Origin of the sequence: Amycolatopsis sp. NBC_01307 (assembly GCF_035975215.1) — a bacterium.
GTDB lineage: Bacteria > Actinomycetota > Actinomycetes > Mycobacteriales > Pseudonocardiaceae > Amycolatopsis.
In genome coordinates, this window is sequence record NZ_CP108403.1 from 8,458,490 (window position 1) to 8,484,566 (window position 26,077).

The following is a 26,077-nucleotide window of genomic DNA, read 5'->3' on the forward strand; positions in this document are numbered from 1 at the left end:
TTTTTGACCCCGGTGATCACCCGCCCGGGGAATGCGTGAGCCGCGTCGTCGACTCGTGGGTGATGGCCGCGGCGGCCGCGACGAACCCGATCACCGTGCGGAGCTCGTCGTCGGAATAGCGCTCGCAGAGATCGAGGACCTTGGCGACCAGGTGGTCCCAGAGGTGCACGCTGCGCTCGATCGCGCCCGGGTCGAGCGCGATGAGGACCTTGCGCCGGTCGTCCGGGTGCGGCTCGCGGGCGACGAACCCCTTGCGCTCGAGCCGGTCGACCAGCGCCGTCACCGACGCCGGCGCGAGCCCGGACAGCCGCGCCAGCTCCTTCGGCATCTGCGGGCCGAGCCGGGCGAGGTAGTCCAGCACCTTGCTCTCGACCGGCGACAGCCCGCGCGTCTCGGCGATCGCGGTGTGGAACATGACCGTCTCCGTCGAGAGTTCCCGCGCCCCGAGCAGGACCTCTTCGACCAGCTTCGCTCGCTCGCTTGACACGGCGACCAGCGTAGCCCACTCTTTAGTTCGACAGAACGAATTAGTTTCTAAGAGTTTCGAGGAGACGAAGGACATGACACGGGCGCTGATCATCGGGGGCGGGATCGCGGGGACGATCACCGCCATCGCACTGCACGAAGCCGGCCACGAGCCGCTGCTGTTCGAGGCCTACGACCGCGGCGCCGAGGGCGTCGGCGCGTTCCTGACCCTGGCGGTCAACGGCCTGGACGCGCTGCTGCCGCTCGGCCTGAAGGACGTCGTCAAGAGCACGGGCTTCGACTCGCCGCGGATGTCGATCGGCCTGGGCGACGGCACGCGGCTGGCCGAGTTCCCGCTCGGCGGCACGCTGCCGGACGGCACCGTGAGCCAGACGGTGCTGCGCTCGGACCTGTACGTCGCCCTGCGCGACGAAGCCGCGCGGCGCGGGATCCACGCCGGGTACGGCAAGCGCCTGATCGGCGCGAACCAGACGTCTTCGCAGGTCAGGGCCGAGTTCTCGGACGGCTCGCACGCCGAGGGCGACCTGCTGATCGGCGCCGACGGCCTGCGCTCCCGCGTCCGGACGATCATCGACCCGGACGCGCCGTCGCCGCGGTACGTGCCGCTGCTCAACACCGGCGGGTTCGCCGAGGGCCTGACGCTGCCGGACGAGCCGGGCGTGCTGAACATGGTCTTCGGCCGGCGCCTGTTCTTCTGCCACGTCGTCAGCCCGGACGGCCGCGTCTGGTGGTTCGCGAACCCGGCCCGCAAGACCGAGCCGACCGGCTCGGAACTGGCCGCGCTCGCCGGCGAGAAACTGCGCACCGAGCTGCTGGACCTGGTGTCGCGCGACCGGACGCCGGCCGCCGAGATCATCCGCGCGACCCGCGACGTCTACCCGGCCTGGCCGACGTTCGACTTCCCGACGGTCCCGATCTGGCACCGCGGCCGCATGGTGATCATCGGCGACGCGGCCCACGCGACGTCACCGGCGGCGGGCCAGGGCGCGTCGATGGCCATCGAAGACGCCGTCACGCTGGGGAAGTGCCTGCGCGACGTGCCGGACATCGCCCAGGCGCTGACCACTTACGAGGGGCTGCGGCGCGAGCGCGTCGAAGCGGTCGTCGCGCGCGGCAAGCGCAACGGCGACGACAAGGTGATCGGCCCGGTCGGCCGGGTGATCCGCGACTTCTTCATCAAGCGCGCGTTCGCGAAGCCGCAGAGCGAGGACCCGAACGCGTTCATGTGGAACCACCACATCGACTGGAACGAGAAGGTCGCGGCTTAGCGCCAGGTGTCGACGCGGTGGAAGTTCTTGTACGCCCGGCTCGGCGTCGGCCCGCGCTGGCCCTGGTAGCGGGAGCCGGCCTCGCTGGAGCCGTACGGGTGCTCGGCCGAGCTGGACAGCCGGAAGATGCACAGCTGGCCGATCTTCATGCCCGGCCAGAGCGTGATCGGCAGGTTCGCGACGTTCGACAGCTCCAGCGTGATGTGCCCGGAGAAGCCGGGATCGATGAAGCCAGCCGTCGAGTGCGTGAGCAGCCCGAGCCGTCCGAGCGACGACTTGCCTTCGAGGCGGCCGGCCAGGTCGTCGGCCAGGGTGACGAGCTCGAACGTCGAGCCGAGCACGAACTCGCCCGGGTGCAGCACGAAGGGCTCGTCGCCCTCCTTCTCGACGAGCGAGGTCAGCTCGTCCTGCTGCAGCTGGGGATCGATGTGGGTGTACTTGCTGTTGTTGAAGACGCGGAAGAACCGGTCGAGCCGGACGTCGACGCTGGACGGCTGGACCATGCCGGGATCGAAGGGGTCGATGCCGAGCCGGCCGGCGTCGAGCTCTTTGCGAAGGTCACGGTCACTGAGCAGCACGTCGCAAAGCCTATCCGGTGGGTTCAGGCCGCACGCATGTGCTGCGCATAGGTGGCATCGGGCGAGAAGAGCTTCTCAAGCCGCTTCACGTACCCACGCCGCCCGGCCTCGCCGATCCGTTCCTGCAGCGCGGTGGCCCCGGGAATGAACCGCCGCACCGTCTCGGCGGCGAAGTTGACACCCGCCGCGGTGACGATCACGGCCTGCGCGAGAAGGTCGTTCGGCAGCTCGAGGAAGTCGGCGTTGGTCTTCCCGAGCACGAGCCGCGAGATCGAGGAGTGCACGGCGACGGAGACGTGCGACAGCACCTTCCCGACGGCCCCACGCCCTTCTCCGACGGCGGCGTTGGCCTCGACCAGCGCCTTCGCGAGCCGCTTGGAGTCGTCGTCGGGGATGAACTCGGTGGCGGCGAGCAGCCAGAGCAGCCGCCACGCGTCCTCTTCGTCACTGGGCAGCAGCTCGTCGTCGACGCCCATCAGCCAGCCGATGTAGCGCCAGAGGTGCAGGATGTCGCCGCGCTCGCGGGCGGAGTAGCGAAGGCCGAGCAGCTGCGTCCCGAAGACGTAGACGAGCGAGAAGAGCAGCAGCGTGCCGGCGGTCTGCACCTGGTTGACGGGCTTGTCCCAGGCCGCGTAGTCCCAGTCGTCCCGCCGATGCATGGCGGCGCGCACGTGGGCGTGCACGACCCGGATGCGGAGAGCGGACGCGTACCCCTTGGCGCCGTGCTTCAGGGCACCGGGCGTGGTGACATCGATCCACCAGGCCGCGGTCTCGACGAGCCGCCGGGTGGCCTTGTACTCGATCTCCCCGGTCCCGACCAGCGACTTCGTCGCGCGCGAGGCGAGGTAGCCACCCATTAGCGACATGTCGCCAAGCGGAAAGAGCCCGAGCAACCCGGCCCGCGTGATGGCCTTCGCCCCGCGCTCGAGCCGCTCGTCATCAACCCAATAGGGCTTCGCTTCAACGGCGGCGAAGAAGGCCTCCAGCGGCCCCTCGGCCCCGGCGCCGTTCTTGAGAGCGTCCTCGAAGAGCCGGTGCCCCTGGCCCCTCGGCTGCTGTGCCATCCAGGCGACAACGTCATCGGCCAGCCGATCCTCGACCTGCGCGAACTCCCGAAGCCGGGCGACCTGCCGCTCGTCACCCCGGATGTCACCTTCGATGAACAGCCGCGACGCGAGCCGGAACCCGCCCTCCCGGAACAGCTCGGGATCATCCATCCGGCACACCTCCGACGTCGACAACAAGTGTTGTCACTTGACGCGCCGACGTCAAGGAGGGGAGGGTCTGGACAGGGGGATCACCACGCCGTGTATGCTTGCCACGCACTGCGGATGTAGTTCAATGGTAGAACATCAGCTTCCCAAGCTGAATACGCGGGTTCGATTCCCGTCATCCGCTCTCAGTCGAAAGCCCCGGGTCTCAGATCCGGGGCTTTTCGCTTTCCGATTCACGAGCGTGACACCAGCGCACCTGATGGTCGGGTTCGTCGCGGTATTCGAGCACGCCGGCGTCGACCAACCCGAGCAGTGCCTTGTAGAGACCGTTGCCCAGCTTGTTCGCGGACCAGAAGATCCACTTGATCCCGACCCACTCTTCGTCACCGCGAAATACGCCGAGTTCGATCGCCAGATAATATTCCGCTTCCTCCAAGTCGGTCCAGTCGACCAATCGCTCTTTCAAACTCATGAGTCCATTGTCCGGGTCTGGCGCAACTGATTTATCCGTTGACGCAGGTGCGCCGCGTGACCGTCCGGAAGTCCGGTCGCCTCCGCGCGATCCAGCGCCTCGGAGGCCGCCGGGGAATCCAAGCGGTGCAATAACTCCGCCCGCGATGCGTGCCACCACGGGTAGTCCTCCAGGCCCGGCAATGCGTCCACCAAAGCCAAAGCCGCCGCGGGGCCGTCCCGTTCCGCCACCGCGGCCGCGCGGTTCAAGCGCACTACCGGCGTGTCCTGGATCGACAACAGCACGTCGTACCAGGAGATCACCGCGTCCCAGTTGGTCTCCTCGTATGTCGGCGCGAGGTCGTGGCACGCAGCGATCGCCGCCTGGATGACGTACGCGTTCGGCACCGAGGGGGTTCGACGTAGGCCCGCGCCCACCAACGACACGCCTTCCTTGATCAACTCAGAGTCCCAGAGCGAGCGATCCTGGAAAGCCAGCAGCACCGGCGAGCCCGACGAAAAGCGGGCCTCGCGGCGGGCGTCTTGCAGTAGTACCAGCGCCAAGAGACCTAGCGCCGTCGGCTCGTCGGGCATCAGCGAGACCAGTAGGCGGGCCAAGCGCACCGCCTCGGTGGTCAACGACGCGCGGCCCGTGTAGCCCTCGTTGAAGATCAGGTACACCGTCGACGCCACGCCGGTCAGGCGTGCGGGCAGTTCTTCGGCAGACGGCACGCGGTAGGGGATCCGGGCCTGCGCGATCTTCTGCTTCGCGCGCGTCAGGCGCTTCGCCAGCGTCGCTTCGGGGAGCAGTAGCGCGCGGGCCACCTCTGACGTCGACAGGCCGCCCAGCGTTCGGAGGGCCAGGGCGACCTGCGCATCCAGGGACAACGCCGGGTGGCAGCACGTGAAGACCAGCCTCAACAGGTCGTCGCGGACCGAGAGTGGGTCGGGGGACGGGTCGGGGGACGGGTCGACGGCCGGCATCGCGTCGGCCTCCTTCCCCAGGCGCTTCGCTTCGCGGCGGACGACGTCGACCGCGCGCCTGCGGGCCGCGACCAGCAGCCAGCCGCGGGGGTTGGCGGGGACGCCGTCGCGTGGCCACGTCTCGAGGGCGCGGACCACCGCGTCCTGGACGGCGTCTTCGGCGCGGTCGACGCTGCCGGTGACGCGGACCAGCGTGGCCAGTACCCGGGTGCCCTCGTCCCGGACCAGCCGCGCGACCGCGTCACCGGCGAAGGTCACTTGCCGAATTCGACGACCGGCCGGACTTCGATGGCGCCGTCCCAGGCGCCCGGGATCTGCGCCGCGACCTTGACGGCTTCGTCGAGGTCGGCGCACTCGATGAGGTAGAAGCCGGTGAGGGCTTCCTTCGTCTCGGCGTACGGGCCGTCGGTGGTGACGATGTCGCCGCCCTTGCCGCCGGTGACGTGGACGGTCGTCGCGGTGGCGGTCGGGTACAGGGCCGCGCCGCCGCGGATCACGGCCTGTGCGGCCGCGCCGAACTCGTCGTAGTCCCGCATCATGCCGGCGGCTTCGGGCTGGGTCGGGTCGACGTCGGAGGCGTAGATGATGGCGGCGTACTTGGGCATGACAGCTCCTCACAGAGGTCGGCCGGCGCCGATCGCCGGCTCTCACTGTAAGGACGAACGGCGCGGACGTCTCCAGGACAACCGCGCCGGACTTTCTCAGCCTTCGACGAGCTCCCACTCGGCGTCCGGCGTCTCGCGGTCGTAGACCTGGCCCGGCGCGGCCTTCAGCACCGTGCGGACGTCCGGGTACAGCTTCGCGACGTGCTCCAGCTCCAGGCCCTCGACCTCGAAGTCTTCCGCTTCCGGGACCTCGAAGCCGACGAAGAGCCACGTGCCGTCCTGCTCGCGGACGACCTGGCGGACCGCGCGGACCGGACGCTCCGAGCCGGTCGGGAGCTCGGTGAGGCCGCTGCTGATCTGGACCTCGTCGTCCGGCGAACCTTCGAACTCCCAGGCCGCGCGGCGCTGGGCGAGCAGGCGGATGTCCTCGTCCTCGTCGTCGGAGCCGGTCACCGAGGACAGCAGCCACGCGCGGTGGTCCGGGTCCCAGTCGGCGGCCATGCCCGTCGGCAGCTCCGCGAGCGCGGCCAGCTGCGGGAGCAGCTCGAGGGCCTCGCGGACCGACAGCTTGCCGAAGTTCTCGCGGTTGACCAGCACGTCTTCCGACAGCTCGGTGCCGTCGCTGATGAACCAGTCGTCTTCGTCGTCCAGGACGACGAAGCCCAGCGCGTCGGCGTCGGCCACCAGAGCCAGGGCGATGATGACCGGTGCTTCCGGGTCCTGGCGCAGCGGCCATTCGGTCGGCATGCCCCGTATCCCACCATCGGGCGACGGCGGCCCGGGAGCCGGGGTCGTCCGGTCGCTTAATTCATCGCACGTTGATATTATGGCCGCCATGGTGCTCCCCAAGGGTCTCGCCCGCTTCAACCGCATCGCGACCAACCGCGTCAACAAGTACGTCGTCAACTGGGCGCCCGGGTTCGGCATGATCGTCCACAAGGGACGGAAGTCGGGCCGGGAGTACCGGACGCCGGTGAACGTCTTCGGCACGGCGGAGGGCTACGTCGTCGCGCTGACCTACGGGCCGGACGCCGACTGGGTGAAGAACGTGCTGGCCGAGGGCGGCTGCACGGTCGTCACCCGGCGGAAAAACCACCGCGTGCACGGCGCCCGGCTCGTGCATGATGAGTCGCGCCAGGCCATGCCGACGCCCGTCCGGCAGTTCCTCGGCCTGCTGAACGTCCACGACTTCCTGCTGCTCAAGCGGGACTAGGGGGAGCGATGCTCGAGGGGGAGCTCGTCCGGCTGCGCGCGCTGGAGCCGGAGGACGCCGAGAAGATCCACCGGTGGGTTCACGACCCCGAGGTCGGCCGGTGGATGAACAACAGCCACCCGCGCTCCCTCGCGCAACTGCGCAAGCGCGCCGAGGAACGCCCGGTCAACAGCTACGAACTGGTCGTCCTCGGGATCGAGGCCAAGGCCGACGGCAAGCTCATCGGCGTCATCGACCTGCGGGACGCCGAGCCCGAGATCGGCAACGCCGAGCTGGACGTCTACATCGGTGACGCCGGGTACCGGAACGGCGGCGGTTACGGCACCGAAGCGCTGCGCCTGATGTGCCGCTACGGCTTCAACGCCATGCGCCTGCACATGATCACGCTCTGGGTTGTCGCCGGGAACGAGCGCGCCCGGCACGTCTACCGCAAGGTCGGCTTCTCCGAGGACGGCCGCCACCGCGAGGCGTTCGTCGCGATGGACGGCGAGCGCCACGACATGATCCTGATGAGCCTGCTCAAGGGCGAGCTCAAGTCGTGAGCCGCTTCGGCGCCTTCAGCCGCCACGCCTCTTCGAGCAGCTCACGCAGCTGATCGACGTCGACCTTCCCGAGGTCGACGATGATCGAGCCGGAGCCGTCGTAGTGCGGTGTCGTGAAGAAGGCCGCGTCGCCGGATTCCAGCAACGCGGCCTTCTCGTCGAGCCCGCACATCACGACCAGGCCGCCTTCGGCCTCGGTGCGCAGCCGCGCGAACCCCTTGCCCGCCACCTTCAGCGCGGGCGTGCGGTACCAGGTCGCCGCCTCGACCTCGGGCAGTCCCGAGGCCAGGCGGACGACGTCTTCCCAAGTCGTCATGGGTCCATTGTCGACCCGGCGTCTTGGAAATACCGGAGCTACGGCAGCAGGGTGATCCGGTCCGCCGCGGGCGGGGCCAGGTTCGGGTGGGCGCCCAGGTACGCGATCAGCGCGTCCAGGTCCACCGGTCCGCCGGCCAGGTTCGTGCCCTTGGTGAACTCGGTGAAGCCGTCCCCGCCGGCGGCGAGGAAGTTGTTCACCGACACGCGGAACGTCGCCGCCGGGTCGACCGGCGTGCCGTTCACCGTGATGTTCGAGATCCGCGAGCCCTGCGGCGCGGCGGCCGAGTAGCTGTAGTGCAGCGAGCTCGAGATCTGCAGGAACTTCGGGTTCACCCCCGGCGCCCACTGCTGTTCCAGCACGTTCTTCAGGTTCGCGCCGGTCAGCGTGATCGTCTGCATGATGTTCGCGAACGGCTGGACGGTGAACGCCTCGCCGTAGGTCACCACGCCGTCACCCTCGTTGTTCGCGGACGACTTGTACGTCAGGTCGGCGCGGATGCCGCCCGGGTTGGTGATCGCGATGACGGCGTTGTTCGACTGCGTGCCCGCGAGCTGCGCGTCGGCGATGACGTCGCCGAGCGAGGACTCACCGGCCGCGTTGCCCGCCGCCGGCAGGTCGGCGGTGATGGTGCCGACCGGCTTGTTCGCGATCGGCGCCGACTTCGCCTTGGCGTCGGCGACCAGCGCCGAGACGGCCGGGTCCGGCGTCACCGTGCGCGTGACGATCTCGTTGTGGGCCTGCGTGGCCGACCGGACGACGTCGCGCGTCTTCAGGTTGATCTTCAGGTCCACCACGGACAGCAGGCGGCCGAACGACGCGCCCTGGATGACCGTGCGCGGCTGGCCCGCCGGGTCGTTGATCACGCAGTTGTACTGCTGGTGGCTGTGCCCGGTGAAGATGGCGTCGACCTTCGGGGTCACCGCCTTCGCGATCGCGGTGGCCGGGCCGGGCAGCACCCGGCAGTCGTTCGGGCCCTCGATCTCGGTGCTGTCGCCCTGGTGCAGCAGCACGACCTGGGACTTGACGCCGAGGAAGTCGAGCAGGTTCGCGGTGCGGTTGATCGCCTCGACCTCGTCACCGAACTTCAGGCCCTTGATGGCCTCCGGTGTGACGACGGTCGGCAGGTCCTTCAGCGTCGCGCCGATGACACCGATCGGCACACCGCCTTCGAACTTGACGGTGAACGGCAGCAGCGCGGGCAGGCCGTTGGTGAAGTACACATTGGACCCGAGGAACGGGAAGTCCGCACCCTTGAACTTCTTGTCGAACTGGCAACCGTCGGTCGGGTTGCAGCCGCCGAACTGCATGCGCTGCAGTTCCTTGTAGCCCTCGTCGAACTCGTGGTTGCCGACGACGGACGCGCTCACGCCGATCTGGTTCAGGAAGTCGATGGTCGGCTCGTCGTGGAACAGCGCCGAGACCACCGGCGACGCGCCGACGTTGTCCCCGGCGGAGAACACGAGCGAGTTGCGCACCTGCGCGCGAAGCTGCTTCACGTGCGTCGCCAGGTAAGCGGCGCCGCCGGCGTCCACTGTGGTCCCGTCCGACTGCGTGACCCGGCCGCTGGAACCCGACGGCGGCTCGAGGTTGCCGTGGAAGTCGTTGAACGTGATGATCCGGACGTCCGTCGTCGGATCCGGGCGCTGGCCCGCGGACGCGGGTGCGGTGGTCACCGCCGTCGTCGCCAGCGCGGCCGCGGCGAGCACCACGAGCCGGGTTGAAAGCCTCATGCGTGTTTCCTCCGATTCGCGCCCAAGGTCCCCACACGGGCGCACGGCGGAGGATTCTGCCTCGCGGCGGAGTCAACTACCAGGGTCAAAAGACGGACGTAAAGCGAATGTCATCTAACGGCTTCCGGCGAGCAGGGTCTTCGCGACCAGCTCCGGGTCGTCGCTCATCGGCACGTGCCCGCAGCCCGGCAGCAGCGTGAACGTCCCGTTCGGCGCGACCTTCCGCAGCTCGGCGACGCGCGGCCGGGCGAGGACCCGGTCGTGCTGGGCCCACGCGATCGTCACCGGGACGCCGGTGACCGGGCCCGTGAAGCGGAAGCTGCCGCGGGACTGCGCGGCGGTCGGCTCGAAGCCCGGCGCGGTCGCGAGCGCGTGCGCGTCTTCGGCGACGATCTCGGGCGAGAGCAGCTCGGGGCGGCCGACGATCATCCCCACCAGGGCCTTCCGCCCGGCCGCCGTCGCGGCCAGCCGGCGCACGACGTTCGGCGGGGTGCGCTGGGCGAGCGCGCGGTGGGCCTTGAGCGTCGCGATCGCGTAGAGCTTCTGCCGCCGGTTCCACAGCCCGGCCGGCGACAGGGCCGTGACGCTGCGGACGAGCCCGGCGCGGCCGAGTTCCAGGGAAAGCAGCCCGCCGAGCGAGTTGCCCGCGACGTGCGGCCGGTCGAGGCCGAGCTCGGTGAAGAGGTCCTTGAACATCACCAGCGCGGGCTCGACGCCGTAACCGCCGGCCGGCTCGGGCGACTCGCCGAAGCCGGGCAGGTCGACGGCGATGACGTCACGATGCGGCGTGAGCAGCGGAAACACCGGCGCCCACGCCTGGCGGCGGTGCCCGATGCCGTGGATCAGCACCAGCGGTTCGCCGTGGCCCGCGCGGTCGTAGACAACGTCGTCCATTACCCGAGAGTAGGTCCGGGTCCGCGGAAAAGCTACAACCGCCGGTAACAGTTACTCTGCGTCCGGGTGAACCCGCGTCCCCGCGTCGGCCGACCGCTGGACGGCGTCGAGCACCCGGTGCACGCGCAGCGCGTGCCCGAAGTCCGGCAGGTCGCCCTTTAGGTGCCGCGCATAGGCGTGCGCGACGTTGTACGACGGTTCGGACGCGCGCCCGGCCAGCTGCGGCAGCTCGTACCGCGTCGGCACGGCGAGCCGCTCCAGCGTCCCGGTGCGGCTGCCGCGCAACGTCAGCTTCGAGATCCAGAACAGCGGGTCCGCGGCCTCGACGACCAGGGTGCCCTCGGTGCCGTTGATCTCCCAGAGGAAGTCCGTGGCCGGCGACGTCCCGCCACGCAGGTGCAGCGACACGATCGCGCCGCCGGTCAGCACGCCGGAGACGGCGATCTGGTCGGGCACGGTCATCGGGACGGCGTCGCCGGTGACCTCGTCGCGCACCCGCGGCCGGACGGTCGCCATCGTGGCCGACAGCTCGGCGAACCCGCCGAGCACCATGTGCAGCGTGTCGGCGGTGTGCGCGAACGGGATGGTCAGCAGCGTCGCCCCGCCCTCGGGGTGCAGCTGGTAGTCGCGGCCGGCGCGGACGCTCGAGCCCCAGTTCCCGCCGGACGCGATCAACGACGTCGAGAGCACGCGGCCGACGTAGCCGTCCTTGATGAGGTCACGCAGGTAGCGCAACGCCGGCGCGGAGCGGCCCTGCAGCCCGACGGCCGTCTGCCCGTCCTTCGCGGCTTCGGCCAGCTCCCGGGTCTCCGCGAGGCTGACGCCCAGCGGCCACTCGCTCAGCACCTGCTTGCCCGCGGCCAGCGCGGGCTCGATGAGCGCCCGGTGCTCGGGCACCTTCACGGCGACGACGACCAGGTCGACCTCCGGGTGCCGCGCCAGCTCCCCGGCGTCGCCGAAGGTCAGCGGCACGCCGTACTTCTCGCCGGCCACGCGCGCCGACTCGGCGCTGCTCGCGCTCAGCGCGCGGAGCTCGTAGCCCTCCACCGCGGCCAGCGCGGGCACGTGCGCGGTCGCGGCCCAGCCGCCGTTCGCGCTGAGCCCGACGATGCCGACCCGGACCGGTGCCATGAGCGTTCCTTTCGTTTCCCCCACAAGACTTACGTGCCGAGCGTCGCGGTCATTCCCGCGTGAGCGCAAGCCACACCAGATGGCGGCGGCCGTTGCCCCGAACGTCTTTGCTGTCTCCGGTGGGCACGAAACGGAGTCGCTCGCAGCCACGTCTCGCGCGGCGTTCCCCTCGAAGACGTGCACAGCGACGGCTTCCGCGGCCGCCGCGCGGACCGCGTCCACGAGTCGCACGGCCGGGCCGTGACCCTGTAGCTGTGGCGCAACGCACATCGGGAAGACCAGCCATTCGGCCGCACGCGAACGAGCGAGCCGGAGTTCGCCGGCGTCCGGTAACACCGGCTGTCGCGGCCACCGGCCCTGACCGATCGGCCCGTCGCCGGGTCGGCCAGTTGGCCGATGGGGGTGTCCGGCGTCCGGCTGTTCGACCGAAGCGGCACCCCGGGCAAGATCCATAACGTCGGTGGCATGACGAACGCACAGGTCACCGCCCTGCAGTACGGACTCATCGGCTTCTTCGCGCTGTGGACCGTCGTGCTGGTGCCGCAGCTGCTCACCCAGCTCGCGCGGCACGGTGGCCTGCGGCTGCGCGGCATCGTCACCACCGCGGCCGTGCTGCTCTACGGGTGCATGACCTTCGCGGTCGTCTTCCTGCCGCTGCCCGGGCCCGGCACCCGGCGGCTGAGCCAGACCGTGCAGCTGCACCCGTTCCAGTGGATCACCGACATCCACACCGAGCTGCTGAAGCACGGTGAGCCGCTGTCGCAGTGGTTCATGACGCAGACGTTCCAGCAGGCCTGCATGAACGTCCTGCTGTTCGTCCCGCTCGGCGTGTTCGCGCGGATCCTGTGGCGCCGCGGGCTCGTCGGCACCACGCTGATCGGCTTCACGGCGTCACTGCTCATCGAGATCACGCAGGTCACCGCGAACTTCGGCACCGCGCCGTACGTCTACCGGATCTTCGACGTCGACGACCTCGTGAACAACACGTTCGGCGCCGGCGTCGGCTGGGTGTTCGGAGCGCTCCTGCTGGCCCTGCTGCGGGCCAAGCCTTCAACGGTCGACGTGCAGCCGGCCCGGAGCCAGCGGATCCACCTCGCCCAGACGCGCTAACCGAGCCTTGCGCTGCAGAGCGGCACGCTTCGCGGCACGGCGGTCCTCGAGAACGACCACGATGGCCGCCACGGCCAGGACCAGCGCGACCAGCCCGAGGACGATCGGAAGCTGCACGAATCCTCCTCGGTACGACGCTGTGCGGGAGATCACACAGGGTACGCAGGTCAGTGGCGAATTCGCTACCCCCGGCAACGAGCCCGTGCGGCGAACCAGGTCCGGTCCGCGGAGAGCCAGGCGTCGAAGCTCAGGTCGGCCGAGGTCAGGACGACGTCGCGGGCAGCCGGTTCGCGAGCCGGACGACGAGCCGAACACGCGGAACCGGATGGGTGATCGACGTCGCGGGCAGGGGGACTTGTGCCGTGCCGGTCCGAAAGTCGTACCGGAGACTGGACGGGTGAACACCCGACCCACCAAGGACCAGCTGACCGCCGCGTACGGCACCACCATTCCGGACGTCATCGCGGCCGGCCTCGACGTGCTGTTCTGCGGGATCAACCCCGGCCTCTACTCCGGCGCCCTCAAGCAGCACTTCGCGCGGCCCGGGAACCGGTTCTGGCCGGCGCTGCACGGCGGCGGCTTCACCCCGCGGCGGTTCACCCCCTCCGAACAGGACAAGCTGCTCGACCTGGGGCTCGGGGTCACGAACGTCGTCGGCCGGGCCACCGCCCGCGCGGACGAGCTCACCGACGACGAACTGCGTGACGGCGGGGAAGTGCTGACCGCGAAGGTGCTCGAATTCCGGCCGCAGTGGCTGGCCGTGGTCGGGATCACGGCGTACCGGACCGCGTTCGGCTTCCCGAAGGCGCGCGTCGGCCCGCAGGAGCTGCTCATCGGAGGGACACACGTGTGGGTACTCCCGAACCCGAGCGGCCTGAACGCCCACTGGACGCCCGACGGGCTGGCGGCGGAGTTCGCCGCGCTACGGGCCGCGGTCGTGAGTCGCTAGCCCCGCTCGCACCCTGCTGACCAGTCACAACCCGCATCCAACCGGCACCTTGGACGTTAGAGGGGGACGAGCCGGGAGGACGCGAATCGACACGGGCCACCCTCAGTAGCACCCGCCGCCCCATCAGGTCGTTCTGCTCCCGGTCGAGCAGTCGTCCCGGAGGGGTTTTCTACCCAGAGTTTGCTGTAACCGGCGGGTTGGGCCATGAGGGGGAACTGGCGTCATGAGCTGCGAACTTGCGACTCGTACCAAGCAGAGGGAGTCACTTTTGGCCGGTCCCGGCAGGGGGGACCGGGTGGTGCCGGATCGCGTGAAACCGAGGGGACACGTCCGGCGTCCCAAGAGCGACGGCGCAGAGACGGAGGCCCACGATGCACGGCATCGAGCCCACCCGCAGGCCCACCGGGCCGGCCGGACCCGGCGGGCGCAGTCTCGGCGTGGCTGTCGTCGATCCGATCCCGATCTACCGCGACGGCCTCGCCGCGCTGGTCCACCGCAGCCAGGGGCTGCACTGGGCCGGCCAAGCGGCGAGCCACCACGCCGCGTTGCAGCTGTGCGAGCAGGTGAAACCGGACGTCGTCGTGCTCGATTCGGCGCTGGATCCGAACTGCCACCTGACGAAGCTGCTCAACGCCGGCGACCCGGCGCTGATCATCGTCACGCTCGTCCGTGACGCGAATCGCACGCAGCAGTACCTGGCGGCCGCCATCGCCGCCGGGGCGCACGCGATCGTGCCGCGGTCGATCGATTCACGACGGCTCGCCGAAGCGATCCGGCGGGCCCACACCGAGCGCCGGTACATCGACCCCGGACTGGCCGCGCTCACCGCCCGGCCGAAGCGCTCGACCGTGCCGAAGGGGGACCTCGCCCACGACAGCCCACCGGCGCCGCGCGGCGGGATGCCGCTGTCCAGGCGCGAATACCAGGTGTTGCAGCTGGTCGCCGAAGGGCTCGAGAACTCGGCGATCGCGAAGCTGCTCTTCCTGTCCGTCGAGACCGTGCGGACCCACGTGAAGAGCATCCTGCGGAAGCTCTCGGCCCGCGACCGGACACACGCCGTGACGATCGCCTTCCGGGGCGGGATACTGATCGTCCGAGCGGACGACGGCCACGTGCCGGTGACGGCGGACACAACGGCCATCCCCGGCAACCGCTGACCCGGGTCACGCTGCTCGAGGCCCACTTTTCGGGGGATTTCCAGTACTCGGAAGTGCGGATCTGCTTGCTCCAGTTACCCGCAGGTAATATCCTGAAGTTACCGGCGAGTAAGGCGAGTGTGTGCCCGGCCGGGGAGCCGAACACATTGGAGTGACGACATGGGCCACTACAAGAGCAACGTCCGAGACCTGGAGTTCAACCTCTTCGAGGTACTCGGCGTTCAGGAGCGCCTGGGCAAGGGTGTGCTCGCCGAGTCGGACGAGGAGACCGCGCGCGGGGTGCTGGCCGAGCTGAACAAGCTCGCGTCCGGCCCGCTGGCCGCGTCCTTCGCCGACGCGGACCGCAACCCGCCCGTGTACGACCCGAAGACCTTCAGCGTCAAGATCCCCGAGTCGTTCAAGAAGAGCTACCAGCAGCTCCTCGACGGCGAGTGGTGGCGCCTGGGCCTGACCGAGGACCTCGGCGGCTTCGGCCTGCCCCCGACCGTCCAGTGGGCCGCGTCCGAGCTGATCCTCGGCGCCAACGCCCCGCTGTTCATGTACCTCGCGGGCCCCAACTTCGCGATGATCGTGAACAAGAACGGCACCGAAGAGCAGAAGCACTGGGCCGAGCTGATGATCGACCGGGCCTGGGGCGCCACGATGGTGCTGACCGAGCCGGACGCCGGTTCCGACGTCGGCGCCGGCCGCACCAAGGCCGTCCAGCAGGAGGACGGCTCCTGGCACATCGACGGCGTGAAGCGGTTCATCACCTCCGCCGAGCACGACATGAGCGAAAACATCATGCACCTCGTGCTGGCCCGCCCCGAGGGTCCCGGCATCGAGACCAAGGCCGGCACCAAGGGCCTGTCGCTGTTCCTCGTGCCGAAGTTCCACTTCGACACCAAGACCGGCGAGCTGGGCGAGCGCAACGGCGCCTTCGTCACGAACGTCGAGCACAAGATGGGCATCAAGGCCTCGACGACGTGCGAGCTGACCTTCGGCCAGCACGGCACCCCGGCCAAGGGCTGGCTGCTCGGCGAGGTGCACGACGGCATCGCGCAGATGTTCCAGGTCATCGAGTACGCCCGGATGATGGTCGGCACCAAGGCCATCGCCACGCTGTCCACCGGCTACCTCAACGCGCTCGAGTACGCCAAGGAGCGCGTCCAGGGCGCCGACCTGCCGAACATGCTGAACAAGGCCGCGCCGCGCGTCACCATCACGCACCACCCGGACGTCCGCCGCTCGCTGATGCTGCAGAAGGCGTACGCGGAGGGCCTGCGCGCGGTGTACCTGTACACGGCGTCGTTCCAGGACCAGCTGTGGACCGGCGAAGGTGACCAGAAGGTCGCGCACGGCGTCAACGACCTGCTGCTGCCGATCGTCAAGGGTGTCGGCTCCGAGCGCGCCACCGAGCAGCTCGTGCAGTCGCTGCAGACCCTCGGCGGGTCCGGCTTCCTGCAGGACTACCCGATCGAGCAGTACATCCGCGACGCCAAGATCGACTCGCTGTACGAAGGCACCACGGCGATCCAGTCGCTGGACTTCTTCTTCCGCAAGATCGTCCGCGACAAGGGCGCGTCCCTGGCCTTCGTCGCCGGCGAGATCACGAAGTTCATCGAGTCCGAGGCGGGCAACGGCCGGCTCAAGAACGAGCGCGGGCTGCTCAAGCAGGCCCTCGAGGACACCCAGGGCATGCTGGGCTCGCTGATCGGCTACCTGACGGCGTCGCAGGAAGACCCGCAGAACATCAACAAGGTCGGCCAGCACACGGTCCGGCTGCTGATGTCCGTCGGCGACCTGCTCATCGGCTGGCAGCTGCTCAAGCACTCCGAGGTCGCCATCGCCAAGCTCGACGCGGGCGCGTCCGCCAAGGACGTCCCGTTCTACGAGGGCAAGATCGCCGTGGCGTCGTTCTTCTCGAAGAGCGTCCTGCCGGAGCTGACCGCGCGTCGCGCGATCGTGGAGGCCGCGGACAACGCGCTCATGGAGCTCGACGAAGCCGCGTTCTGAGTCACGCCCGAAGGGGCCCTTCCCGCTGGGGAGGGCCCCTTCGCCGTGTCCGGCAGACGTAGTAACGATGCGGCGGCGAGGAGGGTAATTCCCGGTACACCGTGTTTCGCCGTCACCCACCCGGGGCATTCCGACCATCGAGCCGCGGAGCCCCGGAACACCGGGACCGCGGATCCCTTGAGAGGAGAAGCGATGACTATCGCCGGCATCGTCAGCGCCATCATCATCGGCCTGATCATCGGTGTGCTCGGGCGGCTGGTCGCACCGGGCAAGCAGAGCATCCCGATCTGGTTGACGATCCTGATCGGTATCGTCGCCGCGTTCATCGGCACGGCGATCGCGCGTGGCATCGGCTACGCCGACACCAACGGGATCGACTGGCTGGAGATCCTCACCCAGGTCGTCCTCGCCGCCATCGGCGTCAGCATCGCCGCCGGGGCCTACGGCCGACGCGGCGTATCGAGGTAACGCACCAGCGCACCACCACCAGGCCGATCCGGCCCGGTTCGCCGTCGGGGGCGGGCCGGGCCGGATCTTTTTGTGTGTCACCCCATCGAGGGTTCAAACGGGCAGGCGGCGCCGGGCGGTGTCACGGTTGTTCTTATTCGGCAATCCGAGGAGGCACCCGTGCTCGGCGGACTTTGGGGCATCATCTCGACGATCATCGTGGGCCTGATCCTGGGCGTGCTGGGCCGGCTGTTCGCGCCCGGCGACCAGAAGATTCCGATCTGGCTGACGATCGTCGTCGGCATCGTGGCCGCGTTCATCGGCAACTGGCTCGCCGGCGTGTTCGGCGTCCGGGACACGAACGGCATCGACTGGATCCGGCACGTCTTCCAGATCGTCGCCGCCGTCGTCGGCGTCATCGCGGCTTCGGCGATCTACGCGCGGATCAAGGGCGGCAGCCGCGCTAACGCCTGACCGACGCGCGCGCCAGCACCACGGCGAACCCGGCTCCGACGAGCAGCAGCACGGCGGCCCCGGTCATCGTCGTGGTGATGGCGTGCGCGGACGAACCCCCGGCCAGGGTCAGGAAAGCACTCCCGAACGTCGCGACGCCGACGACCTGGCCCAGCTGCAACGTCGTGGTCAGCAGCCCGCTGACGTCCGCCGCGCTCGCGAGCGGGACGTGCGTCAGCGAATGCGCCATCAGGGACCCGAACGCCGGTCCCATCGAGAGCCCGAAGAGCATCAGCGCCACGAAGAACAGCGCGCCGCCGTGGCCGCCGTCGCGCAGGCTCAGCGCCAGCAAGGCGTACGCCGCGGCGGATCCGGCGTACCCGATCGGCGTCACCGCCGCGTGGACGCGCGCGGGCAGCTTGTGCCAGAAGAACCCGCACAGGCCGAAGACCACACCGCCGGGCGCCATGGTGAGCCCGGCCGTCAACGCCGTGTCACCCAATCCGGTCTGAAGGTGCAGGGCCAGGCAGAACAGGAAACCGCCGTACGACGCGACGCCGGCGGCCAGCGCGGCCAGGCCCGGTGCGACGCCGCGGATCCGCAGCACGTCGAGGTTCACCAGCGGATCGCGCACCCGGCGTTCCACGACCACGAACAGCACGGCCAGCAGGGCGCCGGCGACCAGCGAGGCGAACGTCCAGGCGGGCCGGCCGGTCTCGTGCCCGAGCACCAGCGGCAGCACGACGAGGACCACGGCCGGCACCGCGATCGCGAGCCCGGCGAAGTCGAGCCGACGGCCGTTCCGGGCGCCGCCACCGGGCACCAGCTTCGCCGCCAGCACAGCGACGAGCACGCCGATCGGCACGTTCACCAGGAAGATCGGCCGCCAGCCGGCGCCGAACAGGTCCGCGCCGACGAGCACGCCGCCGACCACCTGGCCGGCGACGAACGCGACCGAGATGACCGCGGTGTACGCGCTGAGCGCCTTCGCCCGCGCGGGACCGCTGAACTGCGCCTGGATGACGCTGATGACCTGCGGCATCATCAGCGCGGCGCCGGCGCCCTGGGCGATCCGGGCGACGATCAGCGTTCCCGCACCGGGCGCCAAGCCGCACAACAGCGAGAAGACCGTGAAGGCGACGACGCCGGTGACGAACATCCGGCGTCGCCCGTACAGCTCGCCGAGCCGGGCGCCGGTGATCAGCAGCATCGCGTAGCCCACGGTGTAGCCGGACACGACCAGCTGCAGCGCAGCGCCGGACGCGTGCAGGTCGGTGCGGATGTCGGTCATGGCGACGTTCACGACGGTGACGTCCAGCAGCGCCATGAACTGGCCGAGCAGCAGCACGCCGAGCATGAACCACGGCCGCGTGCTCCGGCCCGGGACGGCCGGGGCCGGGGTGGTGAGTGTCATGCCCCTGACCCTGCGGCTCTTTCGCTTGCGGTACCGAGAGTCCGGTGATGCTGGTACTGGCGGCACCTGCTTCGTTCCAAAACTGTCGTACCCCTCGGGCACTATGCCGACATGACCCAGACGCAGGTCCCCGTGAGCCACCGAGAGGAACTCGGCCGGTTCCTCAAGGCGTGCCGGGCGCGGATCGGCCCCGAGGAGGTCGGGCTCGCGCCCGGCCTGCGCCGTCGCACGAGCGGGTTGCGGCGGGAGGAGGTCGCGCTGCTCGCCGGGGTCGGCGTCACCTGGTACACGTGGCTGGAGCAGGGGCGGCCGATCAACGCGAGCGCACAGGTCTTCGACGCCGTCGCGCGCACACTGCGGCTGGACCACACCGAGCGGGAACACCTCTACCGGCTGGCGGAGCTGACCCCTTCACGGCTGCCGTCGGCGGTCGAGGTGGTGCCGGACGCGGTGTGCGAGGTCCTGCGCGCACTGGAACCGTTGCCGGCCACGGTCGTCAACGGCCGGTTCGACATCCTCGTGTCGAACGCGGCGCACGAAGAGCTGTTCTGGGAGTGGCACAGCCTGCCGTGCCTGCACAAGAACCTGCTCTGGTGCTGCGTCACTGAACCGAACGCGCGGGCGTTCCTGCTGAACTACGACGAGGAGGTGCCGCACATGGTCGCGCGGATGCGGGCCGAGTACGGCCGGCACCTCGGCGACCCGTGCTGGGCGGAGGACATCCGGCGGCTTTCGGCGCTGAGCCCGGAGTTCGCCGAGCTGTGGGCGCGCAACGAGGTCGCCGAGCCGCTGGCCCGGCTGCGGCGGTTCGACCACCCGCGGGCCGGGCGGCTGAACTTCCGGCTGACCGAGCTGGCGGTGTCGGAGGTGCCGGGCCTGCGGATCCAGGTGTCGACGCCGGACGACGCGGCCACCTGGGCGTTGCTGCCCGCGACCCGCCGCCGGGAGGGCTCATGACGTGGCTCGATCTGAGCGGGCAGGGGCTGACTTCGGTGCCGTCGGTACCGGACGACGTCACGCGCCTGGACCTGGATCGCAACCGGCTGACGTCCGTGCCCGCGCTGGGTTCCGCGTTGGAGCACCTGAGCCTGTACGCGAACGAGATCTCCGTCGTTCCGCCGTCGCTGTGGCGGCTGACCGGGTTGCGCGTGCTCAACCTGGCCACGAACTCGTTGACCGAGCTGCCACCGGGGATCTCCGCGTTGTCGTCGTTGCACACGCTCGACCTGGGGCACAACCGGTTCCCGGCGTTGCCGGACGAGCTGGGCGACCTGGCCGGGCTGACCGAGTACCTCTACGTCAGCGACAACCGGCTGACGGAGTTCCCGTCGTCGTTGTGCCGCCTGGGAAAGCTGCGGTACCTCGGGTGCACGGACAACCGGATCGAATCGCTGCCCGACCTCTCCGGGCTCGCGTCGCTGCGCGAACTCCGGCTCTACCACAACGAACTGACGGCGTTGCCGGAGTCGATCGGCGCGCTCGGTTCCCTGCGGGAGCTGCACCTGCGGGGGAACCGGCTGCGCGAGCTGCCGGCGTCGATCGGGGCGTTGAGCGAGCTGCGTCAGCTGGACCTGCGGGAGAACTCGCTCGTGACGCTGCCCGCGTCGGTGGCCGGACTGTCCAAGTTGGACAAGCTGGATCTGCGGTGGAACAAGAACTTCCGGGAGCCGTCGTGGCTGCGCGACTTCGAGGAGGCGGGTTGCATGGTCCTTCGCTGACAACTCAACACAGGATCGTCGGACGCGGTCCGTAGGTCGCGGTGTGCGACGTCCGGCGGACCTCGGCGCCGCTCGCGACGTCGTAGAGCACGCGCGTGTCGGTGACGCTGAAGCCGGGCGTGCCGATCGACGGCTGGCACGGGGTGGCGCCCCCGAACTGCACCGGCGGTGGGTCGCCGGGCGTCTGCCCGCCGGTCGAGCCCTCGACGCGGTAGTGCCGGGTGCCCCAGATCCGGACCGTCACGGAGTCGCCGGACACCACGGCCTGCAGGGCGATGCCGGTCTGGGCGTCGTCGGTCAGCTTGAGCTCGACCGGGCTGCCGTCGGCGTTGATCGCCTTGGCGTCGCGGCCGACGGGGTAGCGGTCGAGGTAGGTGTCGTGCTCGAGGTGACCGCCGTCGGCGAGGCCGGCGAGGTAGCCCGCGTTGTACAAAGTGGACGCCAGCTGCGAGACGCCGCCACCGACGACGGTCGGACCGGTGCCGTCTTCGTTGGCCGGGGCGGGCACGTAGCCGTTGTCCGCGGTGCGCGGGCCGGAGCGGCCGCCGAGGCTGAACGTCTCACCGGGCTTGACGATGGTGCCGGACACGCGATCGGCCAGCGTGCGGTTGTTCGTCGTCGCCGGGCCGGTGAGCCCGGCGGTGGTGAACTCGCCGATGACCTCCGTGATGCCGAGCGCCCCCGCGGCCTCGGTGGTCACGCTGGGCTTCGACGCGTTGTAGGCGACGGGCAGATCGCGCCCGTCGGTCTTCTTGAGGACGTCGATCAACGGGAGGAAGGTCTTCTCCCAGTTGATCTTCCGGGCGTCTTCGGACGGGTCGACGGTCGGCTGGTCGCCGGCGAAGACGATCTGCGCGTCCTTGCCGTCGGTCTCGGTGCTCGCCAGGCCGTCCTTGAGCGCGGCCTGCAGCTTGCCCTGGTCGATCCGCACTTCGACGGCACCGCCTTCGACGGGCGCGAACTGGAACGAGGAGGCGATCGCGTCCGGCTTGAGCGGCACGTCCTTGCCCTGCCCGTGCACGACGACCGGCTTGGCCACAGCGGGCACGACGATCTGCTGGAACGCGGCCTGCACCCCGGCGGCGGTCGCCCGCACCGGCGTGATGGCCATCGCCAGCTTGACGCCACCCGGGTCCAGCCAGTGCTCGGTGACGGCGTGGACGGCGCCCGCGAGATCGGTCAGCTGCTGCCCTTGGCGCGGCAGGATCGGGTAGGGCGTGACGCCACCATCGCTGCCCGGCAACGGCATGAACCCCACAGCGCCCTCGGTGGCGGCGTGGTCGAGCTTGCCGTCGGCCAGCGCGCGGACGGCCTGACTGGTCTGGTTCTCATCGGTCCGGGTAGCGACACCGACCTCGCGACTGGTGAAGAAGGACATGATCCGGGTGATCGGACTAAGCGGCTGGTGCCCGGCGAGCCCGAGGGTATTGGGCCAGTCGAGCCCCAGCCCCGAACGCGCCGGAACGAGTTCGGCCTGAACATCCCCACCGTGCACAACAACCGGCCGGGTAAGCCGCGGCTCGAGTTCCTTGCGCAGCTTGGCTTCCGCCTCGGCATGGGTCATGCCACCGACACCGATCCCGGCCACGGTAACCCCCCGCGGCACATCACCGGCACTGGAGAGAAGGTCGACGGCGTAGAGAATGACGAAGAGCCCCAGCGCGAGCCCGACGATCATCATCGTACGAGCGACACCCTTGCGCAGCTTCCGCGCCGGAGTCTCCGGCGGAGGCGGGGCCGCGGGGTTCTCGAGGAGTTCGCCAAGCAGGTCCTCAGCGAAGAGATCAGTGGTGACAACGGCATCGTCGACAGGCGCAGCACCAGGCACCGCCTCGATGGCCACAGTCTCAGCAGCGGCAGCAGCCCGCTCATCGGGCCACGGCCCAGGCGGCCCCGCATCCCCAGCGGACTCACTAGGCCAGGCCCCAGACGGCGCCGCATCTCCAACAGACTCAACCGACCACAGCCCAGACCGCGGCCCACCCTCGACAGCGGCGCGCTCATCCGGCCACGGCCCTGGCTGCGCCACGTCCGTAGCAGCAGCGGCTGGTTCATTCAGCGACTGCACAGATTCGGCACCGTCTGTGGCCGGCGCCGCGGGCTCGTCCGGCTGCAACGCGGGCTCGGCAACGAACCCCGTCTCGGCAGGCGCCACTTCAACCGCGGCCCCTTCCGGCAACGGCCCGAACTCAGCGGCGGGCCGCACCTCCGCAGCGGCCTCGGTAGCCACAGGGCTCCCGAATCCACCGGCGGCGGACGGCACCTCGACCGTAGGCACTTCCGGCGACAGCGCGGGGTCGCCGGCGGTCAGCACCTCGGCACCGGCCGAACCGATCGCCACAACGACCCCGGATTCGGCGGCGAACTGCACCTCGCCCGCAGGCCTGACCGGCAACACCCCGGAATCAGCGGCGGCTGGACCGGCCACTCCGTCCACGGCGGCCGACTCGGATTCAGCGGCGAGCTGCGCCTCACCCGCAGACCCGCCCCGCGACACCCCGAAATCAGCGGCGGCTGGACCGGCCACTCCGTCCGCAGCGGTCGACTCGGAATCAGCGGCGAACCGCACCTCGCCCTCAGGCCCGATCGGCAACACCCCGGGATCAGCGGCGGTTGACACCTCGGCACCAGCCGCTCCGTACGCGGCCGCCGACTCGGAATCAGCGGCGAACCGCGCCTCGCCCTCAGGCCGTTCCCGCAGCGACCCGGGGCCAGTGACAAGCGGCACCTCGGCACCGGCCGATCCGTCCACGGCGGTCAACTCGGAATCGGCGGCGGACCGCGCCTCGCTCGCGGGCCCGTCCGGCAACACCCCAGAGTCGGCGACAAATGGCGTCTCAGCACCGGCCGCCGCCGCTGGCTCGGAATCGGCGGCGAACTGCTCCCCGGCGGCGGACTCATTCCGCAACGACCCGGAGGCGACGGCGAGGGGCAGCTCAGCGTCGGCCGATCCGGTCGCCGTGGCAGGGTCGGATTCGGTGGTGGGTTGCGCCTCGGCAGGCGGCACCTCGGCCGCGGGCTCCTCCGTCGGCGAGTCCGAAGCAGCACCCGGCTCCGCGGCAGCCGACCCGTTTACGGCAGGTGGCTCCACAGCTGACCCATTCGTGGCGGGTGGCTCTCCGGCAGTGGCCCGGTTCGCGACAGGCAGCTCCGCGGCAGTCGCACCCCTCGTGGCGGGTGGCTTCGGTTGGCCGGCGTCCGGTGCTTCGCGCGCGTCGGCGCGGTTGTGCGCCTCGTCGTCTGCCACGCCCTGCCCTCCGCGGGCTCTAGAGGTAGAGCCCGGTGCCGTGTTCGGTCCGTTCGGTCGCTACGGCGTGGATGTCGCGTTCGCGCATCACCAGGTGCCCCTCGCCCTGGATCTCGACCTCGAGCTGGTCCTCCGGGTTGAAGAGCACGCGGTCGCCGAGATTGACGTTCCGCACACTGTTCCCGATGCCCAGTACATCACCCCACGAAAGGCGGCGCGCGACCTGCGCGGTGGCGGGGATCACGATGCCACCGCTGCTGCGCCGCTCGCCCTCTTCCGGCGACAGCCGCACGAGTACCCGGTCGTGCAGCATCTGGATCTCGAGTTTCGGCCCGTCAGACACGGTCCGCATCCTACTCGGCGTCGCGCGGCTCCCCGGCCATGACCAAGCTCAGCTCGCTCGCCCCGCCCTCCTCGAACCGCACCGGGACGCCCCAGTCCTGCCGGGTGATCCGGCACGCGGGGTGCGCACCGCCGTCGTCACAGCTCGCCGCCTGGGCGACGACCTGCAGCACACCCTCGGTCACCCCCGGCGCGAACCGGATCTTGCGGGTCAGCTCGGTTCCGGCGCCGGTGCCGTCGGCCAGCAGCTCCGGCGGTGACGCGCTGATCTCCAGCCGCGTCGACGGGCCGTACCGGTCGTCCAGCTTCTCGCCCGGCGGCGCGGTGAACACGACCGAAAAGTCGATCTCGCCGGGCGCGAGGACCGTCGGCGGGCGGCGCACGGCGTGCGCGTCGCCGGTGACCACCGAAGGCTCGCTCGCCGGCACCGGGCCGATCCGGTTGCCCGCGGACTCGACGACCAGCAGCCGGCCGTCGGTCAGCAACAGGCCCTGCGGCTCGGCGAGGCCGGTGGCGAGCGTCGTCACCTCACGCGTGAAGAAGTCGAAGCGGCGGACGGCGCCGTTGTAGGTGTCGGCGATCGCGATCCGCGCGCCGGGCAGCACGGCGAGGCCGAGCGGGTGCTGGAGCAGCGCCTTGTCGGCCGGGCCGTCGGTGTGACCGAAGGAGAAGAGGTCGATCCCGATCGCCGTCTGCACGGTGAACGAGTCGCCCGCCGGCTCGATCCAGCGCAGGGCGGACGTCTCCGCGTCGACGAGCCACAGCTTGTCGCCGTCGGCGGCGAGGCCGGACGTCTGCGCGAAGAACGCTTCGCTGACGTCGCCGTCGCGGAGGCCTTCGACGGTCGTCCCGGCGAAGCGGCGGATGCTCCCCGACACCGGGTCGAACACGCTCAGCGTGTGGTTGCCGGCCATCGCGACGACGACGCCGCCGGCCGGGCCCCACCACTCGACGTCCCACGGGCTGCTCAGCTCGACCTCGACGCCCTTGCCCGAGTCCGGCCCGTTGCGCCACTGCGCGCCGGTGCCGGCGACCGTGGTCACCTCGCCGGTGATCAGGTCGAGGCCGCGCAGCCGGTGACCAGCCGTGTCGGCGACGACGGCGTGGTAGCCGGCGCGCTCGGCGACGTCGTAGGGCAGCAGTGCGATGCCCGCCGGCTCGGTGAACGTGGCGACGTCGAACGGCCCGTCCTGCCCGCCACGCTCTCCGCTGCCGAAGCGCCGGATGACCGTCTCGCCGTCCGAAGCGAACTCGACGACGGAGTGGTGCCCGGTGTCGGCGACCAGGATGCGGCCTTCGGCGGTGGCGACGGCCTTGCTCGGGAACCGCAGCTCGCTCTGCTGCTCCTCGACCGGCACGTACGGGCTGCCGCCGCGGCGCAGCGTCCCCTTCGCTTCGTGCTTCTTCACGAGGTCGGCGATGACGCGGCGAAGCGCCTCTTCGTGCCCTTCACCGGCGGCGACGTGGACGACGTAACCCTCGGGGTCGATGACCGCCAGCGTCGGCCACGCGCGAACCGCGTACTGCGACCACAGCTCCATCTTCGGGTCGTTGACCACCGGGTGGTGGACCTCGTACCGGCGCACGGCGGCCTCGATGGACGCGCGCTCGCCCTCGTGCAGGAACTTCGGCGAGTGGACGCCGATCGTGACCAGCACGTCCGCGAACTCGGCCTCGAGCGGGCGCAGCTCGTCGAGGACGTGGAGGCAGTTGACGCAGCCGCTGGTCCAGAAGTCCAGCAGCACGATGCGGCCGCGCAGTTCGGCCAGGGTGATCGGGCGGCCGCCGGTGTTCAGCCAGACGTCGCCGCGCAGCTCGGGAGCGCGCACGC

General features: G+C 70.2%; 26 protein-coding genes and 1 tRNA gene. 12 read left to right on the forward strand and 15 right to left on the reverse strand.

Annotated elements, in window-relative coordinates:
* Positions 1 to 16 precede the first annotated feature (16 nt).
* Positions 17 to 487, reverse strand: a complete 471-nt coding sequence (locus tag OG439_RS37405; RefSeq protein ID WP_326945278.1) for a MarR family winged helix-turn-helix transcriptional regulator — start codon at positions 485 to 487, stop codon at positions 17 to 19.
* 73 nt (positions 488 to 560) lie between these two features.
* On the opposite strand from OG439_RS37405, the gene OG439_RS37410 reads away from it, so the two are divergent.
* Positions 561 to 1,754: an FAD-dependent oxidoreductase gene (locus OG439_RS37410; RefSeq protein WP_326945279.1), complete on the forward strand. Its 1,194-nt coding sequence runs from the start codon at positions 561 to 563 to the stop codon at positions 1,752 to 1,754.
* Here OG439_RS37410 and dcd read toward each other — a convergent pair.
* Both dcd and OG439_RS37420 read right to left on the reverse strand, forming a co-directional pair.
* Complete coding sequence (gene dcd, locus OG439_RS37415; protein ID WP_247059392.1) at positions 1,751 to 2,332, reverse strand: dCTP deaminase; 582 nt, start codon at positions 2,330 to 2,332, stop codon at positions 1,751 to 1,753. The genes OG439_RS37410 and dcd overlap by 4 nt on opposite strands.
* 23 nt (positions 2,333 to 2,355) lie before the next feature.
* Entirely contained in the window at positions 2,356 to 3,549 is a 1,194-nt protein-coding gene (locus OG439_RS37420) for an oxygenase MpaB family protein (RefSeq protein WP_326945280.1), read from the reverse strand.
* A gap of 110 nt (positions 3,550 to 3,659) precedes the next feature.
* On the opposite strand from OG439_RS37420, the gene OG439_RS37425 reads away from it, so the two are divergent.
* A tRNA-Gly gene (locus tag OG439_RS37425) sits at positions 3,660 to 3,730 on the forward strand.
* Between the two features lie 21 nt (positions 3,731 to 3,751).
* On the opposite strand, the gene OG439_RS37430 is transcribed toward OG439_RS37425, so the two are convergent.
* The 4 genes from OG439_RS37430 to OG439_RS37445 form a co-directional block, all read right to left on the reverse strand.
* Positions 3,752 to 4,018, reverse strand: coding sequence for a hypothetical protein (locus OG439_RS37430; RefSeq protein WP_326945281.1), 267 nt, complete (start codon positions 4,016 to 4,018; stop codon positions 3,752 to 3,754).
* Entirely contained in the window at positions 4,015 to 5,238 is a 1,224-nt protein-coding gene (locus OG439_RS37435; RefSeq protein ID WP_326945282.1) for an RNA polymerase sigma factor, read from the reverse strand. The genes OG439_RS37430 and OG439_RS37435 overlap by 4 nt, the downstream gene beginning before the upstream one ends.
* Positions 5,235 to 5,585, reverse strand: a complete 351-nt coding sequence (locus OG439_RS37440; RefSeq protein ID WP_247059414.1) for a YciI family protein — start codon at positions 5,583 to 5,585, stop codon at positions 5,235 to 5,237. Before OG439_RS37440 ends, OG439_RS37435 begins: the two co-directional genes overlap by 4 nt.
* A gap of 96 nt (positions 5,586 to 5,681) precedes the next feature.
* Positions 5,682 to 6,332 carry a hypothetical protein gene (locus OG439_RS37445; RefSeq protein ID WP_326945283.1) on the reverse strand — a complete coding sequence of 217 codons (651 nt, stop codon included), beginning with the start codon at positions 6,330 to 6,332 and terminating at the stop codon, positions 5,682 to 5,684.
* An 88-nt stretch (positions 6,333 to 6,420) separates the two neighbouring features.
* On the opposite strand from OG439_RS37445, the gene OG439_RS37450 reads away from it, so the two are divergent.
* Complete coding sequence (locus OG439_RS37450; RefSeq protein ID WP_326945284.1) at positions 6,421 to 6,798, forward strand: nitroreductase family deazaflavin-dependent oxidoreductase; 378 nt, start codon at positions 6,421 to 6,423, stop codon at positions 6,796 to 6,798.
* Positions 6,799 to 6,806: 8 nt separating this feature from the next.
* A complete protein-coding gene (locus OG439_RS37455; protein ID WP_326945285.1) occupies positions 6,807 to 7,340 on the forward strand; it encodes a GNAT family N-acetyltransferase in 534 nt (177 codons plus the stop codon).
* On the opposite strand, the gene OG439_RS37460 is transcribed toward OG439_RS37455, so the two are convergent.
* From OG439_RS37460 to OG439_RS37475, 4 genes are all read right to left on the reverse strand, one after another.
* Entirely contained in the window at positions 7,330 to 7,656 is a 327-nt protein-coding gene (locus OG439_RS37460; RefSeq protein WP_326945286.1) for an MmcQ/YjbR family DNA-binding protein, read from the reverse strand. The two genes, OG439_RS37455 and OG439_RS37460, sit on opposite strands and share 11 nt — an antisense overlap.
* A 38-nt stretch (positions 7,657 to 7,694) precedes the next feature.
* Positions 7,695 to 9,389, reverse strand: a complete 1,695-nt coding sequence (locus OG439_RS37465; RefSeq protein WP_326945287.1) for a bifunctional metallophosphatase/5'-nucleotidase — start codon at positions 9,387 to 9,389, stop codon at positions 7,695 to 7,697.
* A gap of 114 nt (positions 9,390 to 9,503) precedes the next feature.
* On the reverse strand, positions 9,504 to 10,283 hold the full coding sequence (locus tag OG439_RS37470; RefSeq protein ID WP_326945288.1) for an alpha/beta fold hydrolase: 780 nt from the start codon (positions 10,281 to 10,283) through the stop codon (positions 9,504 to 9,506).
* Between the two features lie 51 nt (positions 10,284 to 10,334).
* Positions 10,335 to 11,414 carry a Gfo/Idh/MocA family protein gene (locus OG439_RS37475; protein ID WP_326945289.1) on the reverse strand — a complete coding sequence of 360 codons (1,080 nt, stop codon included), beginning with the start codon at positions 11,412 to 11,414 and terminating at the stop codon, positions 10,335 to 10,337.
* Positions 11,415 to 11,879: 465 nt separating this feature from the next.
* On the opposite strand from OG439_RS37475, the gene OG439_RS37480 reads away from it, so the two are divergent.
* The 6 genes from OG439_RS37480 to OG439_RS37505 all read left to right on the forward strand — a co-directional run bounded on the left by OG439_RS37480 (position 11,880) and on the right by OG439_RS37505 (position 17,546).
* Positions 11,880 to 12,524: a VanZ family protein gene (locus tag OG439_RS37480; protein WP_326945290.1), complete on the forward strand. Its 645-nt coding sequence runs from the start codon at positions 11,880 to 11,882 to the stop codon at positions 12,522 to 12,524.
* Between the two features lie 397 nt (positions 12,525 to 12,921).
* Entirely contained in the window at positions 12,922 to 13,473 is a 552-nt protein-coding gene (mug, locus tag OG439_RS37485; protein WP_326945291.1) for a G/U mismatch-specific DNA glycosylase, read from the forward strand.
* Between the two features lie 371 nt (positions 13,474 to 13,844).
* A complete protein-coding gene (locus OG439_RS37490) occupies positions 13,845 to 14,630 on the forward strand; it encodes a response regulator transcription factor (protein WP_326945292.1) in 786 nt (261 codons plus the stop codon).
* Between the two features lie 159 nt (positions 14,631 to 14,789).
* Positions 14,790 to 16,625 carry an acyl-CoA dehydrogenase gene (locus OG439_RS37495; protein ID WP_247059435.1) on the forward strand — a complete coding sequence of 612 codons (1,836 nt, stop codon included), beginning with the start codon at positions 14,790 to 14,792 and terminating at the stop codon, positions 16,623 to 16,625.
* A 192-nt stretch (positions 16,626 to 16,817) separates the two neighbouring features.
* A complete protein-coding gene (locus tag OG439_RS37500; RefSeq protein ID WP_326945293.1) occupies positions 16,818 to 17,093 on the forward strand; it encodes a GlsB/YeaQ/YmgE family stress response membrane protein in 276 nt (91 codons plus the stop codon).
* Positions 17,094 to 17,252: 159 nt separating this feature from the next.
* Positions 17,253 to 17,546, forward strand: a complete 294-nt coding sequence (locus tag OG439_RS37505) for a GlsB/YeaQ/YmgE family stress response membrane protein (protein ID WP_326945294.1) — start codon at positions 17,253 to 17,255, stop codon at positions 17,544 to 17,546.
* Here the strand turns inward: OG439_RS37505 and OG439_RS37510 are convergent.
* Positions 17,536 to 18,939: an MFS transporter gene (locus OG439_RS37510; protein ID WP_326945295.1), complete on the reverse strand. Its 1,404-nt coding sequence runs from the start codon at positions 18,937 to 18,939 to the stop codon at positions 17,536 to 17,538. The two genes, OG439_RS37505 and OG439_RS37510, sit on opposite strands and share 11 nt — an antisense overlap.
* Before the next feature lie 111 nt (positions 18,940 to 19,050).
* Here OG439_RS37510 and OG439_RS37515 point away from each other — a divergent pair, with 111 nt between their 5' ends.
* Positions 19,051 to 19,896, forward strand: a complete 846-nt coding sequence (locus OG439_RS37515) for a helix-turn-helix transcriptional regulator (RefSeq protein WP_326945296.1) — start codon at positions 19,051 to 19,053, stop codon at positions 19,894 to 19,896.
* Positions 19,893 to 20,657 (forward strand): leucine-rich repeat domain-containing protein, encoded by a 765-nt coding sequence (locus tag OG439_RS37520; protein WP_326945297.1) that lies wholly within the window; start codon positions 19,893 to 19,895, stop codon positions 20,655 to 20,657. The genes OG439_RS37515 and OG439_RS37520 overlap by 4 nt, the downstream gene beginning before the upstream one ends.
* A 4-nt stretch (positions 20,658 to 20,661) precedes the next feature.
* Here OG439_RS37520 and OG439_RS37525 read toward each other — a convergent pair whose 3' ends face one another.
* The 3 genes from OG439_RS37525 to OG439_RS37535 all read right to left on the reverse strand — a co-directional run bounded on the left by OG439_RS37525 (position 20,662) and on the right by OG439_RS37535 (position 26,075).
* Positions 20,662 to 22,623, reverse strand: a complete 1,962-nt coding sequence (locus OG439_RS37525) for a VanW family protein (protein WP_442792357.1) — start codon at positions 22,621 to 22,623, stop codon at positions 20,662 to 20,664.
* A 1,300-nt stretch (positions 22,624 to 23,923) separates the two neighbouring features.
* On the reverse strand, positions 23,924 to 24,256 hold the full coding sequence (locus OG439_RS37530) for a GroES family chaperonin (protein ID WP_247059446.1): 333 nt from the start codon (positions 24,254 to 24,256) through the stop codon (positions 23,924 to 23,926).
* A gap of 1 nt (position 24,257) precedes the next feature.
* Positions 24,258 to 26,075, reverse strand: a complete 1,818-nt coding sequence (locus OG439_RS37535; RefSeq protein ID WP_326951715.1) for an NHL domain-containing thioredoxin family protein — start codon at positions 26,073 to 26,075, stop codon at positions 24,258 to 24,260.
* Positions 26,076 to 26,077: the final 2 nt, after the last annotated feature.

What these genes read in the sequence shown, in the direction of transcription:
- OG439_RS37450 (WP_326945284.1), top strand. Translation starts at nt 6,421, where the DNA reads ATGGTGCTCCCCAAGGGTCTCGCCCGCTTCAACCGCATCGCGACCAAC.
- OG439_RS37440 (WP_247059414.1), bottom strand. Translation starts at nt 5,585, where the DNA reads ATGCCCAAGTACGCCGCCATCATCTACGCCTCCGACGTCGACCCGACC.
- OG439_RS37420 (WP_326945280.1), bottom strand. Translation starts at nt 3,549, where the DNA reads ATGGATGATCCCGAGCTGTTCCGGGAGGGCGGGTTCCGGCTCGCGTCG.
- OG439_RS37520 (WP_326945297.1), top strand. Translation starts at nt 19,893, where the DNA reads ATGACGTGGCTCGATCTGAGCGGGCAGGGGCTGACTTCGGTGCCGTCG.
- OG439_RS37490 (WP_326945292.1), top strand. Translation starts at nt 13,845, where the DNA reads ATGCACGGCATCGAGCCCACCCGCAGGCCCACCGGGCCGGCCGGACCC.
- OG439_RS37460 (WP_326945286.1), bottom strand. Translation starts at nt 7,656, where the DNA reads ATGACGACTTGGGAAGACGTCGTCCGCCTGGCCTCGGGACTGCCCGAG.
- OG439_RS37445 (WP_326945283.1), bottom strand. Translation starts at nt 6,332, where the DNA reads ATGCCGACCGAATGGCCGCTGCGCCAGGACCCGGAAGCACCGGTCATC.
- OG439_RS37430 (WP_326945281.1), bottom strand. Translation starts at nt 4,018, where the DNA reads ATGAGTTTGAAAGAGCGATTGGTCGACTGGACCGACTTGGAGGAAGCG.
- OG439_RS37470 (WP_326945288.1), bottom strand. Translation starts at nt 10,283, where the DNA reads ATGGACGACGTTGTCTACGACCGCGCGGGCCACGGCGAACCGCTGGTG.
- OG439_RS37500 (WP_326945293.1), top strand. Translation starts at nt 16,818, where the DNA reads ATGACTATCGCCGGCATCGTCAGCGCCATCATCATCGGCCTGATCATC.
- OG439_RS37475 (WP_326945289.1), bottom strand. Translation starts at nt 11,414, where the DNA reads ATGGCACCGGTCCGGGTCGGCATCGTCGGGCTCAGCGCGAACGGCGGC.
- OG439_RS37530 (WP_247059446.1), bottom strand. Translation starts at nt 24,256, where the DNA reads ATGCGGACCGTGTCTGACGGGCCGAAACTCGAGATCCAGATGCTGCAC.
- OG439_RS37455 (WP_326945285.1), top strand. Translation starts at nt 6,807, where the DNA reads ATGCTCGAGGGGGAGCTCGTCCGGCTGCGCGCGCTGGAGCCGGAGGAC.
- OG439_RS37515 (WP_326945296.1), top strand. Translation starts at nt 19,051, where the DNA reads ATGACCCAGACGCAGGTCCCCGTGAGCCACCGAGAGGAACTCGGCCGG.
- OG439_RS37480 (WP_326945290.1), top strand. Translation starts at nt 11,880, where the DNA reads ATGACGAACGCACAGGTCACCGCCCTGCAGTACGGACTCATCGGCTTC.
- OG439_RS37465 (WP_326945287.1), bottom strand. Translation starts at nt 9,389, where the DNA reads ATGAGGCTTTCAACCCGGCTCGTGGTGCTCGCCGCGGCCGCGCTGGCG.
- OG439_RS37495 (WP_247059435.1), top strand. Translation starts at nt 14,790, where the DNA reads ATGGGCCACTACAAGAGCAACGTCCGAGACCTGGAGTTCAACCTCTTC.
- OG439_RS37410 (WP_326945279.1), top strand. Translation starts at nt 561, where the DNA reads ATGACACGGGCGCTGATCATCGGGGGCGGGATCGCGGGGACGATCACC.
- OG439_RS37510 (WP_326945295.1), bottom strand. Translation starts at nt 18,939, where the DNA reads ATGACACTCACCACCCCGGCCCCGGCCGTCCCGGGCCGGAGCACGCGG.